The sequence below is a fragment of the Solibacillus sp. FSL R5-0691 genome (genome assembly GCF_037974225.1).
In the GTDB taxonomy this organism is placed as follows: Bacteria; Bacillota; Bacilli; order Bacillales_A; family Planococcaceae; genus Solibacillus.
Genome location: NZ_CP150231.1, coordinates 357,993 through 374,701, shown reverse-complemented (window position 1 = coordinate 374,701; position 16,709 = coordinate 357,993). Strand labels below are relative to the sequence as shown.

Annotated in this window: 14 protein-coding genes and 1 pseudogene; 6 read left to right on the top strand and 9 right to left on the bottom strand. The window is 39.3% G+C overall.

Going from position 1 to position 16,709, the window contains the following annotated elements; translation table 11 throughout:
• Positions 1 to 19 precede the first annotated feature (19 nt).
• Complete coding sequence (gene helD / locus MKY51_RS01860; protein WP_339174959.1) at positions 20 to 2,242, top strand: RNA polymerase recycling motor HelD; 2,223 nt, start codon at positions 20 to 22, stop codon at positions 2,240 to 2,242.
• A 79-nt stretch (positions 2,243 to 2,321) separates the two neighbouring features.
• Here helD and MKY51_RS01855 read toward each other — a convergent pair whose 3' ends face one another.
• The 6 genes from MKY51_RS01855 to MKY51_RS01830 form a co-directional block, all read right to left on the bottom strand.
• Positions 2,322 to 3,041, bottom strand: a complete 720-nt coding sequence (locus tag MKY51_RS01855) for a LytTR family DNA-binding domain-containing protein (protein WP_339174958.1) — start codon at positions 3,039 to 3,041, stop codon at positions 2,322 to 2,324.
• A 5-nt stretch (positions 3,042 to 3,046) separates the two neighbouring features.
• Positions 3,047 to 4,342, bottom strand: coding sequence for a GHKL domain-containing protein (locus tag MKY51_RS01850; protein WP_339174956.1), 1,296 nt, complete (start codon positions 4,340 to 4,342; stop codon positions 3,047 to 3,049).
• A gap of 125 nt (positions 4,343 to 4,467) precedes the next feature.
• Positions 4,468 to 5,673, bottom strand: coding sequence for an ABC transporter permease (locus tag MKY51_RS01845; RefSeq protein WP_339174955.1), 1,206 nt, complete (start codon positions 5,671 to 5,673; stop codon positions 4,468 to 4,470).
• Positions 5,666 to 6,565: an ATP-binding cassette domain-containing protein gene (locus MKY51_RS01840; protein ID WP_339174954.1), complete on the bottom strand. Its 900-nt coding sequence runs from the start codon at positions 6,563 to 6,565 to the stop codon at positions 5,666 to 5,668. The genes MKY51_RS01845 and MKY51_RS01840 overlap by 8 nt, the downstream gene beginning before the upstream one ends.
• A 115-nt stretch (positions 6,566 to 6,680) precedes the next feature.
• Complete coding sequence (locus MKY51_RS01835; RefSeq protein ID WP_339174952.1) at positions 6,681 to 7,268, bottom strand: glycosidase; 588 nt, start codon at positions 7,266 to 7,268, stop codon at positions 6,681 to 6,683.
• Positions 7,269 to 7,440: 172 nt separating this feature from the next.
• Complete coding sequence (locus MKY51_RS01830; protein ID WP_339174950.1) at positions 7,441 to 8,316, bottom strand: GNAT family N-acetyltransferase; 876 nt, start codon at positions 8,314 to 8,316, stop codon at positions 7,441 to 7,443.
• Positions 8,317 to 8,626: 310 nt separating this feature from the next.
• Here MKY51_RS01830 and MKY51_RS01825 point away from each other — a divergent pair, with 310 nt between their 5' ends.
• Entirely contained in the window at positions 8,627 to 10,630 is a 2,004-nt protein-coding gene (locus MKY51_RS01825; protein ID WP_339174948.1) for an EAL domain-containing protein, read from the top strand.
• Positions 10,631 to 10,664: 34 nt separating this feature from the next.
• Here MKY51_RS01825 and MKY51_RS01820 read toward each other — a convergent pair whose 3' ends face one another.
• Positions 10,665 to 11,150 (bottom strand): threonine/serine exporter family protein, encoded by a 486-nt coding sequence (locus tag MKY51_RS01820; RefSeq protein ID WP_339174946.1) that lies wholly within the window; start codon positions 11,148 to 11,150, stop codon positions 10,665 to 10,667.
• A 65-nt stretch (positions 11,151 to 11,215) separates the two neighbouring features.
• Positions 11,216 to 11,962 (bottom strand): threonine/serine exporter family protein, encoded by a 747-nt coding sequence (locus tag MKY51_RS01815; RefSeq protein ID WP_339174945.1) that lies wholly within the window; start codon positions 11,960 to 11,962, stop codon positions 11,216 to 11,218.
• A 174-nt stretch (positions 11,963 to 12,136) separates the two neighbouring features.
• Between MKY51_RS01815 and MKY51_RS01810 the strand changes: the two genes are divergently transcribed.
• Positions 12,137 to 13,528, top strand: coding sequence for a polysaccharide deacetylase family protein (locus tag MKY51_RS01810; protein ID WP_339174944.1), 1,392 nt, complete (start codon positions 12,137 to 12,139; stop codon positions 13,526 to 13,528).
• 150 nt (positions 13,529 to 13,678) lie between these two features.
• Here MKY51_RS01810 and MKY51_RS01805 read toward each other — a convergent pair whose 3' ends face one another.
• Positions 13,679 to 14,437, bottom strand: coding sequence for a 5-oxoprolinase subunit PxpA (locus MKY51_RS01805; RefSeq protein WP_339174943.1), 759 nt, complete (start codon positions 14,435 to 14,437; stop codon positions 13,679 to 13,681).
• Positions 14,438 to 14,526: 89 nt separating this feature from the next.
• Between MKY51_RS01805 and pxpB the strand changes: the two are divergent.
• The 3 genes and pseudogenes from pxpB to MKY51_RS01790 form a co-directional block, all read left to right on the top strand.
• Positions 14,527 to 15,226 (top strand): annotated as a pseudogene (pxpB, locus tag MKY51_RS01800) (5-oxoprolinase subunit PxpB); the annotation flags it as partial.
• The gene (locus MKY51_RS01795) at positions 15,222 to 16,151 is read left to right on the top strand and encodes a biotin-dependent carboxyltransferase family protein (RefSeq protein ID WP_339174941.1); all 930 of its coding nucleotides are present in this window, start codon (positions 15,222 to 15,224) and stop codon (positions 16,149 to 16,151) included. The pseudogene pxpB and the gene MKY51_RS01795, both read left to right, overlap by 5 nt.
• Positions 16,152 to 16,295: 144 nt before the next feature.
• Positions 16,296 to 16,550: a GlsB/YeaQ/YmgE family stress response membrane protein gene (locus MKY51_RS01790; protein WP_339174940.1), complete on the top strand. Its 255-nt coding sequence runs from the start codon at positions 16,296 to 16,298 to the stop codon at positions 16,548 to 16,550.
• The last annotated feature ends 159 nt before the right edge of the window (positions 16,551 to 16,709 follow it).

Genomic DNA, 16,709 nt, shown 5'->3' with positions numbered 1-16,709 from the left:
CGTTAGGGGGAAAAATTTAATGTCAGCTCAAGATTTTAAGCAGGAACAACAGCGTCTGCACGAAACGATTCATTATATGGACCAGATATTAAACAGCTCGAAAAAAGATATTGAAACAGCACAGGAAAATATCCGTACTGCGATGGCCAATGTGGAATATTTGGACTCCAGTGACAGCTTCCTGAATATTTTAATGAATACACGTTTTTTCGAGCTTGCCCGCAATCAAAAAGAAGGGTTGGAAGCGATTCGCCAAAAACCGTATTTTGCACGAATCCATTTCCAGCGTGAAAACGAAAACGAGGAGTACCTTTATATTGGAAAGACTTCACTTTTCCATAGTGAGACCCATGAACCGATTATCGTTGATTGGCGCTCCCCTGTCGCAAACGTCTATTACGATGGCCGCCTTGGCGATATTTCTTATGATGTCCGGGATGAAACACATTCCGGTCATTTGTTTGCCAAGCGCCAATATAAAATTGAAAACGGCGAGCTGATCAATTATCGCGACGTCGATTTAACAACAAATGATGAACTCCTGCAGGAAGCGCTCGAAGGAAAAGCCGATGTCCGGTTAACGGAAATTGTCTCCACCATCCAAAAAGAACAAAATGAAATTATTCGCGCGCATCTTCGTCAGCCGATCCTTGTACAAGGTGCAGCAGGTTCAGGGAAAACAACGATCGCCCTGCACCGGATTTCGTATTTCCTTTACACGATGGGCGAACATTTCAATCCCGAACAGTTGATGATTCTTGCTCCAAACCGGCTATTTATCGACTATATTGCCGATGTATTACCGGAGCTTGGCGTCGATAAAATTTGCCAAACTACGTATGCGCAATATGTGCTTGATGCACTGAACCTGAAACTGAAACTGCAAAATCCGAATGAACAACTCGAGCAGCTCATTGCGAACCCTTCCGTACAGCAAGAGAGTGCCATGATATCGAAAACAAAAGGCAGTCCATTTTATGAGATTATGATGAACCGCTATATCGAGCACCATGAACAGCAGCTTGCCGCCTTGTTTGATGATGTATTCATTGAAAAATACCGCATTATGAAGGGCGAGCATTTACGAAAGCTGTTTTTGGTGGAATTTCATTATATGCCTGTCGAAAAACGGCTTGAACGTATTAAAAAGGTGATTCAAACAGAGGTAAAGCGGAAAACGGCAGCGGTGCTCGCGACACTGAATACGCGCTATGAAGATGCGATTGGCCGTGCGCTGAATGGCATGCGTGACGCAGACAAGCGCCGTCGTACAGTTACAAAACTGATCGATGAACGGGATGCCCGCGTTCCAAAAATCAAACAGGAAGCAAAATCCGTTGCAACAGTCTATATGAAAAAATTCCAGAAAGTAAAAGTGAAACAGATGTACCGTGAGCTTTTGACGAATCGGGAATTGCTCGGTGAAGTTGCTCCTGAATGGCCTTTTGAAGAAGTGGCGCATTTTATAAAATCGCATCAGAAAGAACGTTGGGTGCTGGAAGATTTGGCCGCCCTTTACTTTTTACAGGCTAAAATCAAAGGCATCGATGACAAGTGGAAAATGCGCGTCGTCTTTATCGATGAAGTTCAGGACTACAGCTATTTTCAACTTGCTGCCTTAAAAGCCGGTCTCGAAACGGATATGTTCACAATGGTTGGCGATCTTGCACAAGGGATCCACAGCTATCGGTCACTGACAGAGTGGCAGCCGGTACTCTCTCTTTTTCCGCGCGCAACATATGCAACACTTCAAAAAAGCTACCGAACAACAATTGAAATTATGGATGTCGCCAATGAAATTCTGATGCAGATGGATGAGGATTTACCGCTTGTTGAACCGGTTGTCCGTCATGGGAAAGTGCCTGAATTTATTGCCGCAGAAAGTTTTGATGCCGCTATTATTCAAGATGTCCTTGGAAAAATTCGCGCCAATCAGCATCAATCCATTGCACTTATTTGTAAAACAACAGAAGAAGCCGTCCAGTTAATCGAACAGCTGGAAAACTCGGATATCCCCGCTCAGCTGCTCGATGAAAATTCAGCAATCGATCAGCAAAAGCTTCTCGTTATTCCAAGTCACTTGGCAAAAGGCTTAGAGTTTGATGCAGTCATTCTCACATCCTTTGAAACACCTTACGATGACAATCCGCTTGATCGGAAACTGCTCTATGTAGCGTTAACCCGTGCCATGCATGAGCTTTATCTAGTCGGTCCATCAAAAGAAGCTTTTTTAATGAAGTGAGCGAGGTAATAACTTAAAAGCACCAATCGCATGCATTGAATGCGATTGGTGCTTTTTTTTATATTGCCATTAAAGTTCGTTACTTTATCAAACCTTTAATAAGCCTTGCAGATGCATAGCAAAGCTCCCCATTATCTAGCATAATCGATCTTTCTTTTAAATTGATGTTTGTTATCTTGCTTTTATTTACAATAAAAGATTTATGGCAGCGGTAAAGATCCGGATGGAGTCCTTCATAATTTTTTAAACGTCCATAAAATTCAATGTGTTCATTTTCCAAATGCAAGATCACTTTATGCGAGTCCGGGGAAGCTTCGAAGAAATAGATATTTTGAAAATCAATGTTATAAGTACGTCCAGCAGTTTTGATCTGCAGTTTTTGAATATTATCTTGTTCACCTAATTTTAAATAACGCCGATAAGCTTCCTTTAAAGTGGACAACAACTTCTCCTTTAATACTTCAGGATTATCTTTAATAATAAAATCTAATGCTGCCAGTTTATAAATAAAGGTAAGAAAGCTCATTTCCGCATGTGTTGTAATATACACTAAGCTAGCAATTGGGTCATCCTCTCGAATTTTGCTCCCTAACGTAATACCAGTAATCTCGTCTTTTAAATCTATATCTAGAAAATAACAATCTGCCTTCTCAGTTTGTAAAAAAGATACCACATCATGAGGATTAGTAGTTGCTAGTACTACTTTCATACCATTATTTTCTATCATTGCATAGTTCTCAATTATTTCTTTCGTTCTTTCCATTTGAAATCGATCATCTTCACAAATAACTATATCCATCTCATCTACCCCTTTTTAAACTCAATTTCCTGAATAAAATAAGGCGGGCTAATTTTTGTATTTAAACTAACATTTTGTAGATTGTTTTTCATTTGACGTAAATTAGCTAAGCCTAGACCTCGATTTTCTCCCTTTGTGGAAAAGCCTTCCCGGTAAATTTCATGTACTTTTATATTTGCTGATTCATTAAATTTGTTCGTTACAACTAATAAAACCGCTTCATTTAAATGAATAAAGGCTGCACGTACTTCCCCACCCTCAGTTTCTCGTGCTGCTTCGATAGCATTGTCCAGCAGAATTCCTACCATGCGGTTTAAAATAATGGGGTCAACTGGAATTTCATTAATTTCTTCCACGATTTCAATATGTAACGGAATTTGATGGGATTGAGCTTGTAAAATCTTTGTTGTTAATAATCCTTTTAAACTATTGATTTTCAGGTTATTCAATACCATCATGGAGTGCTGATTTAACTGTTCCTGGTAACTCGCTTCTAATATGTGGTCGTAAAAGTATGTATGGAGACCATCATAGTTTTTATCATCAATAAATGTACGTAAAGAAGATAAAATATTGATGTAGTCATGTTTAAACTTGCGCATATCCTGATTAATTTGCTCAAGCGATGCAACATAGGATTCAAAGTTGTTTATCTCCTGTTCACGTTGCTCTAATTTGAATTGTTTAAACGCCAAAAAGACAATAGTAAAAATACTGATTGTCAGTAATGCTAAATAAATTAAAAACATTACCAAATTATCCTGGACGCTCTCATTAAAATTCCCCTGATCAATTTTCATAATATTGATGTACATAAATAATACTGCAACAGCACCAAGGAACACGAGTATATAGGAGACATAACGATGGAATACCCATCGATTGATTAATCTTGCAATCCGTTTATAACAATAAGCAAATAGGCTGCCCAATATGATGAATAAGGAAATAAAGCTGTATTGTGTCAGTTGTTCATTGACGTCACCAAACAGATGGAAAGTCACTATACTTGAGAAATTATCCGAAATAACTAAAAAAATAAGGGATACTAACGAATGGAAAATATCAATAACCAATCGGGTTTTTCGATAAATCATCCATGTCAAAACTGCTACATAGTATAGAATCGATAGGGCACCAATAAACGGAAACAATATAGAAGTTGGTATAAATATAACTAATGCAATCATTAGTAATTGTTTTTTTGACCATGCCAAGTCTAAAACATATGTGTTAAAAAATAGTACCATCAAATATTGAACGAGAAATAAAATAATCACATCAATAGTTAGTCCGTCCATTCATTTACACTCCGTTATAAATTTACTTTATAACCATTATATACTAAGTGCTAAAATTAAAAAGTCTTCCCAAAAGAGACATAGCTTTTGAGAAAACTCTTAAAACATTATAAAATTTGGAACAGCTATAATTTAAATTGAATTAATTGTTTTAATGTTAAACTATCTGATTTTAAAACACCTTTTGGATAGATTCTCGCAGCTATACCGGCAAACAACCCAATAAATAAAATCATAACAAACAATGAAATAATAATTTCTGCCGGGGCAATCGTATTATAGACAATTCGGATCAGTACACTCATTGGTGCTGTAAATGGGATGTATGATGTTACCTTTGTCAAAGTGCCTTCCGGATAATCCATAACAAACAACATTTCCACTGTTAAACTGACCATCAATAAAATTACAATTGGCATCGTGGCGCTTGATAAATCGTCCGGACGACTTACCATTGACCCAACAATTGCAAATAAAGTCGCATAGGTGAAATACCCGATGATAAAGAAAATAAGAATATATGCGGCAGTCCCCCACGTTATTGTCTCAATTACAGTCTGTACAAACGACCCTTCAGGAATCTCAAAAATACCCAATTTCGCCCATAAGAGAAGGCCCCCGATAAAGATGAATAATTGCATTAAGCTTGCTAAACCAATCCCTAAAATTTTCCCGTACATCATTGGAACTGGTGCTACTTTTGTAATCATGACTTCCATAACTCGGGAAGATTTTTCAGATGCAATAGCTGTTGCAACATTATTCCCGTATGTGGAAATGGCCAAAAACATAATGGCAATCAATCCATAAATAATAAGTAAGGCATTCGGCTCTGTTTCGTATAATGATACAAAGCTTGTGTGTAAAGGTGCGTTTAGTGCCTGAACAACCGTCGGAGGAATAGATTGAGCTTCTACAATAGATGCCACTCTCTTTTGTTCAATATAGGATTCTATCCTGAGAAGGAATTCATTGTTCACTTTTGGCATAAAAACATTCAGCTGCATCTCATCTAATTGATTTTCCAAAACAAAAAAGCCTGCCAGTTCTTCTGATTTAATCTCTTCTTTTAAACTTTCAATCCTTGCATCATTTAAAATCTCAACGTTCCAATCTACTTTAGCTAATTCTTGTTCGGAAATTTCCAGTGATGTTCGATTGACGAGTTTATAGGTTTCTCCCGAGCTATCCTTCGCAAATATACTAAATATCGTTGGGGATGCAAAGAGCAATACACTTAATACGAGCAAACCGAGCGTAATATATACATATGCTTTTGTTTTAATCGCTTCTTTGAACACGGTGCTGAACACAATGCTGAAATTACGCAATGACATCTCCCCCTGTCCGCTCGATAAAAATTTCATGCAGGCTCGGTTCTTTTAATGAAATTCCATGCAGCTCGAACTTCTCTCCGAACTCCTGGATGAGCTGATATATTTTTTCGCTTCTTGGAATCCGTAGCTTATAGCGGTTGTTTTCCTCAGTAAAGTCGTATTGTTTAAGCATAAGGTAATCCTTTAAATCTGCTGCTGATGTTTCCAGTTCCAAGTAGCGGTAATCATAGGAACTCTTAACATTCGCTAATTCATCAGAAACAATCAGGTTGCCGTCCTTTAAAATACAGATTTGGCTGCAAAACGATTCAACCTGTTCCATTTGATGACTGCAGAAAATAATGGTTTTCTTTTTAGCGATCAACTCTTTTACAACGCTTTTCAACATATCTGCATTCACAGGGTCTAACCCGCTGAACGGTTCATCTAAAATGATAAAATTCGGATCATGTATAATAGCAGTAATTAATTGTACTTTTTGCTGGTTCCCCTTCGATAATTGTTCGGTACGCTTTTTAGCTGCATAAGAGATTTCAAGCTTCTCCAACCATTTTAGGGCCTCTCTTTTCGCTTCTTTTTTGCTCATACCTTCCAACATACCAAAGTAGATGATCTGATCTAAAACGTTCATTTTTGCATATAGTCCACGTTCCTCCGGTAAGTAACCAATTTTTAGATTTTTCTTGGAGAAAGGCTTTCCTTTCCATAAGATTTGTCCGCTGTCTTTAGGAATCAGTTCTAACATCATTCGAATGGTTGTTGTTTTTCCAGCGCCATTTCTACCTAGCATGCCGAGGATTTGCCCTTCTTCTAAGTGAATTGAAATATTGTTCACCGCTTTTTTACTGCCAAAACTTTTACTTAAATTTTGAATCTGAAATGTCATTATGCAACGCTCCTTCCTAACTGAACATCTTTACAATAGAAATTACGATGACTCCAATAACTACTCCCACAACAGCCCTTAAAATGTTTTTCATTCTTTTTGCCTCCTTATAGGTTTAATACGCAATGATTTTCTGCTCAAATGCTTTACTTATCGACTCAATATAATTCGGGACTTTAAAATAGGTCGTAATCCGGTAAAGAGCCTGATCGATTTCTTCGGCCGTCAATCCTCTTGTACGCTGAATAAATTCAAATGTATGGCCTACCGCTAAATCTTTTAGAATTTTTTTATCCAACTCTTTTAAAGAAACTTCAACTAAATGTGGTGTGTTACTTTTAAACGATTCCATTAGTAATAAAAATTCGTCCAGCCCTGTATTTTTTGTGACACTTGCCCAGCGCTCTTCATTCTTTAAGTGGTGGTAAATCTCACCCATTCTAGAATCTACAAGGAGCATGATATCTATTTCGGGACCCTCCACTTTCTTTAAGCTTTCAATGATCAGTGCGAAATGCTGGTTTGTTGTTTCAATCACCACAATATCAACGCACTGTTCTTTAATTAGTTTTAGTAATGTTTGATTGAATATAGGCGCTTGAATAGGATAAGTATCTACTTGCCAAGCAGGTCGCTTATCCCGAACCGCTATTTGTAATGTTTCAATAAACAATGTAGACATTGAAACAATCAGTACTTTCAAAATATCCCCCCTTCCTTGAAAATTGTTTAATTCAACTATAATTCCATACGACTTATTCATGTTTAAAGGCTCTTGAAAACGAATAAACCATTCATAACCGTTCTTTTTCCACATAAAAAAAACGCTCAGATAATCCTGAACGTTTACTTTGTAAGCCGTTGAATCTTCTCGCTTACGATCCAATATAAATGTAATAATCAAGCTGGGACGACTTCATAAAGCCGGCCTTTTCATATACGTGAAGGGCTGCCATATTTTCGACTTCCACATCGAGTAAAATGGTTTTGTCACCCGACCGAAGCGCATAGTCTTTCACCAAATTTAAAATTTGCGTGCCGATTCCTTGGCGCTGTCTGTTCGGGGATACCGCAAATGCCGTAATCCACTGTACTTCGCCTTCTTTACGGGTCGTCACTGTTCCAACAACTTCCCCGTCTATTTCAGCTGTCCACATAACTAGGCCTTCTGTCGTTGTATTAAATTCAATCAGTTCCAGCGATTCCTCACGAATATCACCAAACGCTTCGCTGAAAATCGAGATAAGTGCTTCCGTGTCCTTTTGCATAAACGGGCGTAAAGTAACAGGGCCTTCTTTTGACAGAACTTCCGCCTGGGCTTCCAATGTGGCTTCGGAAAAGCTGTATAAATACCCGTTCTTTTGAAGAAATTCTTTACCATAATGCGAGCCTTCCATGATTAATGCAAGCTCCCCTTCACTTTCACGCATCATTAGTCCTTCTTTCAGCACGTTCAATATCGCTTTTCCGATTCCAAGTTGACGATACATCGGTGCAACGAGCATTGACCATTCATACGTATTTAACCCCATTAAATCGACTGCAGTACCTGCTCCGACAAGCAAATTCTTTTCATCATCATATACAAGAACATAAAATCCTCGCATTTCATAGCTTTTTGCTATCGGTAAATTCATGACTTGATTTAATAGTACGCCATCACAAACGGCCGCAGTTTTACATAATTGCTGTACTTCTTCATATGTTTCTTCATCTAAAGGAAACGACACTGTTATTGCCGATAAATTCATTCTTTCTACTCCAATTCTAACTACTATAATTTCTTTATTTTAGTAAAGCTATTGAAGTAACGCAATACTCACGCATAAATCCGTTAAATTTCTCTTTCCTTAAATATTATTTTCATTAAAAATAAAACAAATTCATGATACAATTTTTCTAGTAAAGAAGCATAATTTTAACTACTTATTACCCAATAATAAGGTATAATAATCCTATGCATGATTATTTTTTACAAATAAAAATTCATCTTAAATGACTAAACGATGTTATTTAATTATAATTGCAATAATGAATCAATTAATTAAGGAGACTTAACTTATGACAAAAGAACAAATCTATTCTACTAGTACTGAGCCACTACTAGATACCCCTTTCCCTTCTTTTGTACTTTTACCTAATGGTACACTCGTTCATGGAAATCTCCATCATTTAGACTATCCGACAAAAGAGACAAAAGAACTAATCGGGAATTCCATACATGACACGCTATTCTCAGAAGTAGGTGATGATGTTATTGAATCCATTTTAACAAGTTCGGCAGCGTTATGTTTACACAACATTCCTCTTTCGCTAAAAGGGCAATCTCCCACAACATGCACCCTTTATACGAAGCCGACAGTCTTTGCGAAAGAGCAGGCAATTTCTGTTCTTTGTATTCCAAATGATGAAGTTCGTTTGATGGATGAAGAACAGCAGCATTTAGTCGACCTTAAAAATGGGATTCACCAATCATTCATGACTGTTACACTTGACCAGGACGGCTTTATTACTCAAACAAACCAGTCATTTTTAACAACAAGCCGCTGGACACCGAAACGGGTTATCGGTAAAACATTGTGGCAATTGTTCCCGCAAAATCCTGAATCGGAAAAGCTTGTGCTGGAGATTTGGAAAACGTTGCAAAACGGACAAATATGGCAAGGTGAAGTTGAGAAATTGACAAAGGATGAGCAGCTTTACTGGGTACATTTAACAGCCATACCAATGTTGGGTCAAACATCTGAAAAAAACGAGTATTTGCTAATTGAGCGTAATATTACAAACGAAAAAAATATCCAGTTCCAACTGGAAAAAATCGCCTATATCGATACAGAAACCGGAATGATGAATGTCCACCGTCTCGAACAAATTATCGGGGAAATGATTGAAGAAGAGCGCCATTTTTCATTCGTTTACTTAAGTATCGATAAGTTTTATACAATTAAGGATTTACATGATGGCGTAGCCGAAAAGTCCCTTATCTTAGAATTTACGAAGCGCATGAAAATGTATTTCCAGGATAGTACGATGGCTCGTATTAATGAAAGTGAATTTGTCGTGATTACACCATTACCAGAATGGTTTACACAAGGTTTTCTTAATTATTTACAGCAAAATCCAATATACAACGGTAGCGTAGCAGTACCGCTTTCATTAAGCGGCGGGATTACACGCTTCCCGGAAGATCAAATGACATTCTCCCAATTGATGAAGGCATCTTTGGCTACGATCGCTTCTGTACGGAGCGCGGGCGGTGACAGCATCGTTTCCTTATCAAAATCTTCGCATGCTGCATTAAACCGCAGATCGATTGTCGAAAAACGATTACTGCTTGCATTAGATCAAAAAAACCTGCATGTTCTCTACCAGCCTCAACTTGATTTAAGAAGCGGTAAAATTACTGCTGTCGAGGCATTAGTCCGTTGGGATGATGAAGAAATCGGCACTGTTTCGCCTGATGAACTGATCCCTATTGCGGAAGAGACAGGTCTCATTAATAATATCGGTTCGTTTATGCTTGAGAAAGCATGTGAACAAGCGGTCCTATGGAAAAATGCGGGACATCCGATCAAAGTGAGCATCAACTCTTCTGTACGCGAGTTCCGTGATAAAAATATGGCCAAGTCCATTTTGGAAACACTTGAACGTACTGGATGCCCGGCGAATTTACTGCAAATCGAAATTACCGAAAAGTTTGCATTGGAAGCTGAAGCTGAAACAGGCATTATTAAGCAAATGCGGACACTTGAAAATGAAGGCATCGTCTTTGCACTAGACGACTTCGGTACAGGTTACGGTTCGTTCCGCTACATGCAGCTTCTGCCGATTTCGATTTTAAAAATCGACCAGACATTTATCCGCTCGCTGAAATCGGAAAAAAACCAGCAGCTCGTAAACGGTATGGTACAGCTAGGAAAATCAATGAATCTTACGGTCGTTGCAGAAGGTGTGGAAACAGAAGAACAAATGCAGTTCCTGACAAGCATCGGCTGCGAGGTCATCCAAGGTTACTACGTAAGCAAACCAAGCTCTACAGAAGAAATTTCATCATTATTAGGTTAAATAAAAGCTCGTAAGGCAACTGATATTCAGTGCTTTACGAGCTTCTCTTTTTTACTTTTGTAAAAGATTGAATCGAAGTTCTTCCTTTTCTCATTAAGCGCAGGATAATCTGCATCATAACTTCCGCAAATACAAGTCCCATCGCAATTGCGCCCGAAATCATAAATGCCCGGATTCCATTTTCCAGCCCTGCAATATAATCAAGCTCCATCACATTGCGCATCGTACTGTATGCAATGCCCCCCGGTACGAGCGGAATTATTCCGGAAACACTAAATATGATCATCGGCATCCTAAATTTACGCGCAAAGAAATATGCTACTAATGAAACGACAAATGCCCCAAGAAAGGATGCGCGAACATCATCCAGTCCGCCTTCGAACAGAACATAATATACCGCCCACCCGACAGCGCCGACGAAACCACATGCCGGAATTGTTTTAATCGGGGCATTAAAAATAACACCAAAACAGGCGGTCGCAATAAAACTGATAAAGATTTGAACTAACACATGCTCCACCAACGAACGCTCCCTTCCAATCGATCATACCTTGGAATGATCACACTCCGAATTGATCCCAAAACTTATAGCGAAAGCACAAGTGCAATACCTGAACCAATCGCAAACGCCGTTAAAAAGGCTTCGGCACCTTTTGCCATCCCAGCCGTGAAATGTCCCGCCATTAAATCGCGGACTGCATTCGTAATGAGCAGACCCGGCACGAGAGGCATGACCGAACCGATAATAATTTTGTCTATTTCCGTACCGACATTAAAATGTACTGCGATATATGCAACAGCACCTACCCCTACCGATGCTAAAAACTCGGAGAAAAATTTAACACGTGTCATATTATGAAGAATCGTCACAATATACAGGCCGACACCACCTGCAACAAAGGCTGCCGGGATATCCGAAATCGTCCCTTTAAACAGCAGTAAAAAGGCACTACTCGCTAAACATGCCGCCAAAACTTGAACAAAAATCGGGAGGAAATAATTTGTTTTTTCTATCTTCTTTAACTCGTCATACGCCTGCTCTAATGTTATCATTTGAGATGTAAGCTTACGTGAAACATTGTTTACAAGCACAATTCGATGTAAATCCGTAATTCGTGTTGGAATCGATGTAATTTGTGTAGGCTGCGTTTTACCTAGAGAGAAAATAATACCTGTCGGCGTTACATAGCTTTGTGCATTCATCATATTTTGAGAACGGGCCATTCTGAGCATCGTATCTTCCACTCGATACGTTTCAGCACCGCTTTCAATCATAATACGACCTGCAAGCAAAAAGCAGTCGAGCGCCAGTTCAGTATTTTCAGCATTCATTCAAGGGACCCCCTTCCACTTCTTAGCTCATATTACTTGAAGCAATCGGAAAATAACAGTCTTTTTTCGTACAATTTATGCTGACAGAACAGTGTATTTCCTTAAAATTCACAATGACTTTCATTCTGGAAACAGATAATAGATTATCCCAATTAGAAAGGAACCCGGTACATCATGACAAACCCTTACAGAAAACGGCGTGGTCCTTGGATTGACTTACTTCTTATTGGCGCGATCGGTGTTTTAGGTGCCATTATCGTGTTTTTAACTTTTATAAGCGATGACCCGATTTTCCGGCAAACCGATAAAACATCCGCTAAAGAACATACGATCACAGAGGAAGCATCAAAATTCCCTGGAATAAAAATTGTCACTGACCAGTCAGATGACAAGAAAATGCCCTATACCGTTCAGTATCCGCTAACGGATTATGAAGCTTTTAATAGCGCGGTAACGACATATATAGAAAAATCAAAGCAATATTACATAAGCATGATGCGCCTGCAGCAGGACTCAAAGAAGTTAACAGGCGACCTTACGATAACTGTTGAAACATTCGAGCATGATCATTATTACTCCTTTGTTTTAACGAATAATACGGTTTTAACTACCGAAGAGAAGCAAACAACGATCGAAACATTTCTCATTGATTATGAAACAGGCGATTTGATCGATATACGTGCTCTTTTAAATGAGGATTTAGCCAGTCTGAAAACTTTTGCAGCACATGTGCAATCGGAAATGCTTAAAAACCCAGCTTATAAAGAGTATGTATTAGAAAAGGAGCTCGCATTCGCTACCGAACCAAAATGGCGTTTATTTAAACGTTTTGCTTTGAAAGACGACTCGCTTTTCATTTATTTCAATAAAGGTGAAGTGACAAAACCGGAAGCAGGTGTTCCGGTAGTGGAAATTCCTTTGTCATTCATCAACCCGCTTCTGGCTTCTGATTTCCAAATAGAAATGCAATCTGAAACTACGATTATTCCTACTGATAAAGAATCATCGAAAAAACGGATCGCCCTTACATTTGATGATGGTCCTCATCCGGAAGTAACGAAGCAGATTTTAGCGCTTCTGGAAAAGTACAATGCCAAGGCCACTTTCTTTATGCTTGGAAGCCGGGCGCAATATTATCCGGGCTTAGTACGTGAAGTGCTGGATAGTGGGCATGAACTCGGTAATCATACGTGGTCACACCCTGTTTTAACGAAAATGACTCCAGCTGAAATTGAAAAGGAGTACAATTCTACCGAGGAAGCAATTATCCATGCGACGGGTGAAAATTCAACTGTTTTCCGTCCTCCTTATGGGGCGATTAATGATGATGTGCGAAACACGATTCCATGTAAATCGGTCAACTGGACGATTGATACACTTGACTGGAAGTACCGCGATTCGGAAAAATTGTTCCCGATGGTGAAAAAGGCATTGCATAATAATGCAATCGTTTTAATGCATGATATCCACCAATCTACGGCAGATGGACTGGAACCTGTCCTTGCCTACCTACAAAAGGAAGGCTATGAATTTTTAACGGTTTCAGAGATTTTGCCGTATCATTAAAAGTGACTTAAAAAGAGTGACGATATATAATCGCCACTCTTTTTTGCATAAGCTTGAACTTATTCCTCAATTAAGAGTAATTAATCCTCACTTTTATTGGGTTAATCCTCAAATTCTTACACTTAATCCCCAATTGAGATCAATTAATCCTCACTTAAATGCTTTAACCGCTACCCCCTGCTGTTCCAGTTCCAGACGTGCGCGTTTTGCAAATTGTACGGCATGTTCACCGTCTCCATGTACACAAATACTATGAGCCTGCAATGCCACTTTCGTATGATGAACAGAGGTAACGGTCCCCTCCTTCACCATTTCAATAATTTGAGAAATCGCTTTTGTCTCATCTGTAATGAGCGAATTTGTCATAGAGCGGGATGTTAATGTACCATCCGCCTGATATGTACGATCCGCAAATACTTCATGGATTGTTTGTAAGCCATATTTTTCACCGGCAGCCGTTAACTGACTTGATGCCAAACCATATAAAAGAAGTTCCGGTGATACATCATGAACAGCCTTTGCGATAGCATCGGCAAGCTCCTCATTTACCGCCGCCATATTATAAAGCGCTCCATGCGGTTTCACATGCTGCATCTTCATGCCTTTTGCTGTCAAAAATCCTTGTAGTGCACCAATTTGATAAACAACCAGATCATATGCTTCCTGCCATGAGATTTCCATTTCTCTTCTCCCGAAACCGTTTAAATCCGGGAGTCCTGGATGCGCACCGATTTGTACATTATTCTTAATCGCAAGCTCTACCGTTTCACGCATGACAGACGGATCTCCTGCATGAAATCCGCAGGCAATATTGGCGGACGTAATATAACGAAGAATCTCCTCTTGCTCCCCCAGCCTATAGCGTCCAAAGCTTTCTCCCAAATCACAATTAATATCTACTTGAAACATAATGTCTCCCCCAACTTTGGAATTATCTGAATGTTATGCTATTATCATGCCATACATAAGGATTCATTCCAATAATGAGGTGACATTTCATGCCGGCACTGCAATTTAAACAACTTAGCGACCAAGCACTGTTCGTTCAGTTCAGTTCGACGATTAATGAACAAACCCACCAGCAAATCCAGCAGGCAATTGCGATTTTACAGGAGCATCCATTCCCGGGACTAATGGAAATTGTGCCAAGCTATACAAACTTCTGTGTGTATTACGACCCGTTTACAGTGCGGAAATCTTTGCACCAGGAGCATAATACAACGAGCGCCGAAAAAGTTCAGCATTATATTAAAAGTCTGCTTGTGCATCAACATCAGGAAGGTCCCCATGAAAGCCGGTTAATGGAGATTTCCGTACTTTACGGGGGTGAATATGGACCCGATTTAAACGAGGTTGCGGACATCAACGGCCTAACACCTGAAGAAGTCATTGCAATCCATACATCTCAGGAATATCTTGTCCACATGCTCGGCTTTGCACCAGGTTTTCCGTTTTTAGGCGGGATGGACAAAAGAATCGCTACACCGCGCCGGGCTATACCAAGACTTGAAATTATGGCTGGTTCAGTCGGTATCGCAGGTGAGCAGACAGGCATTTACCCGCTCTCAACACCAGGAGGCTGGCAAATAATCGGTCGTACGACGACACCATTATTTTTACCGGAACAAAATCCGCCGTCACTACTGCGAGCAGGTGACCGTATACGCTTTGTCGCTATTAAGGAGGGACCTTCATGCTAAAAGTAATCAAACCCGGATTGTTCAGCACTGTTCAAGATGCAGGGCGTACGGGATATCAGCAATACGGTGTTATTGTAAGTGGTGTCATGGATGCAGTCGCTTTTCGTATCGGAAATGTCCTACTGAAACAGTACAATAAAGCAGCAATTGAAATGACATTAATTGGCGGCACATTCGAATTTCTGAAAACGACTGCAATTGTATTGGCGGGCGGAAAAATGCACGCAACAGTTAACGATAACCCGGTCCCGATGTATAAAGTAATCCCCATCAGAAGAGGTGATGTATTAAAATGCGGTGCCATTGAAAACGGCGCAAGAAGCTATTTATGTATTGCGGGCGGCTTTTCTGTTGAGGAAATACTCGGCAGTTGCAGTACTTATATAAAAGCAAGCTTTGGTGGTTTTCTTGGACGAACGCTTCAAGTGAATGATTTGATTTCTTATGAAGAATCGTTTAATCCGTATCATACATATCAAGTAAACACAGATCAGTTTTATGAACGAAAGCACATCCGCCTATTAAAAGGGACCGAATGGCATGAATTCAGCCCTCAAATGCAGCAGCGCTTCATCGAACAGCACTATACAATTTCACTTGAAGCCGATCGAATGGGTTACCGGCTGGAAGGACAAAATGTAATTTTACTGGAAAAACCATTTAATTTGCTTTCTGAAGCCGTTACAATTGGGACGATTCAGCTCCCTCCAAGCGGACAGCCTATTTTACTGATGGCAGATCGACAAACAACAGGCGGCTATCCAAAAATCGCTCAAATTATTTCGGCCGATTTACATAAAGTTGCACAGCTTAGACCGAAACAACCACTCCCTTTTGAACTGGTTACACTCGAACAGGCAGAACATGCGTATTTTCAGCTCGAACAACAGCTGAGATTATTGGAAACCCTTTTGAAAAACTAACTATTTCTCAAAAATTCACGTGTATAATCGCTATCTTCTATAAGACTTTTGTAACTTTTTTTCATTTTATGTTTTAAAGTGTTGAATAAAGGTTATAAAACACTATCGCGAAATAGTTACAATAAAAAATAGGAGATGAAAATTATGAGTTTTCTTTGGTTTTTAATTATTGGTGGAGTTATCGGTTGGCTTGCAGGAGTTATTTTAGGTAAAGATATCCCAGGCGGAATTATTGGTAATATTATTGCAGGTATTATTGGTGCATGGATTGGTGGTATGCTTCTAGGAAGTTGGGGACCTAAAGTTTCTGATTTCTATATCTTCCCTGCTCTAATAGGTGCGATTATACTTGTATTCATTGTAAGCTTTATCATGAAATCAATGCGTAGAGCTTCATAACAATTATTGAAGCAGCTTAAAGCGGTCCTTCCCAAATTTGGGAGGACCGCTTTTTGCATTCATGAATTTCTGACCACAGTATAGTAACTGTAACTTTTTTGTAACCCTTTCCTATTATTAAGAGGCGATATTATATCCAATAAACCGCTGAATGGAGAG

Excerpts from the sequence above, each read along its gene's own strand:
- helD (WP_339174959.1), top strand. The coding sequence starts at position 20 with ATGTCAGCTCAAGATTTTAAGCAGGAACAACAGCGTCTGCACGAAACG.
- MKY51_RS01855 (WP_339174958.1), bottom strand. The coding sequence starts at position 3,041 with ATGGATATAGTTATTTGTGAAGATGATCGATTTCAAATGGAAAGAACG.
- MKY51_RS01850 (WP_339174956.1), bottom strand. The coding sequence starts at position 4,342 with ATGGACGGACTAACTATTGATGTGATTATTTTATTTCTCGTTCAATAT.
- MKY51_RS01840 (WP_339174954.1), bottom strand. The coding sequence starts at position 6,565 with ATGACATTTCAGATTCAAAATTTAAGTAAAAGTTTTGGCAGTAAAAAA.
- MKY51_RS01830 (WP_339174950.1), bottom strand. The coding sequence starts at position 8,316 with ATGAATTTATCGGCAATAACAGTGTCGTTTCCTTTAGATGAAGAAACA.
- MKY51_RS01825 (WP_339174948.1), top strand. The coding sequence starts at position 8,627 with ATGACAAAAGAACAAATCTATTCTACTAGTACTGAGCCACTACTAGAT.
- MKY51_RS01815 (WP_339174945.1), bottom strand. The coding sequence starts at position 11,962 with ATGAATGCTGAAAATACTGAACTGGCGCTCGACTGCTTTTTGCTTGCA.
- MKY51_RS01810 (WP_339174944.1), top strand. The coding sequence starts at position 12,137 with ATGACAAACCCTTACAGAAAACGGCGTGGTCCTTGGATTGACTTACTT.
- MKY51_RS01805 (WP_339174943.1), bottom strand. The coding sequence starts at position 14,437 with ATGTTTCAAGTAGATATTAATTGTGATTTGGGAGAAAGCTTTGGACGC.
- MKY51_RS01795 (WP_339174941.1), top strand. The coding sequence starts at position 15,222 with ATGCTAAAAGTAATCAAACCCGGATTGTTCAGCACTGTTCAAGATGCA.
- MKY51_RS01790 (WP_339174940.1), top strand. The coding sequence starts at position 16,296 with ATGAGTTTTCTTTGGTTTTTAATTATTGGTGGAGTTATCGGTTGGCTT.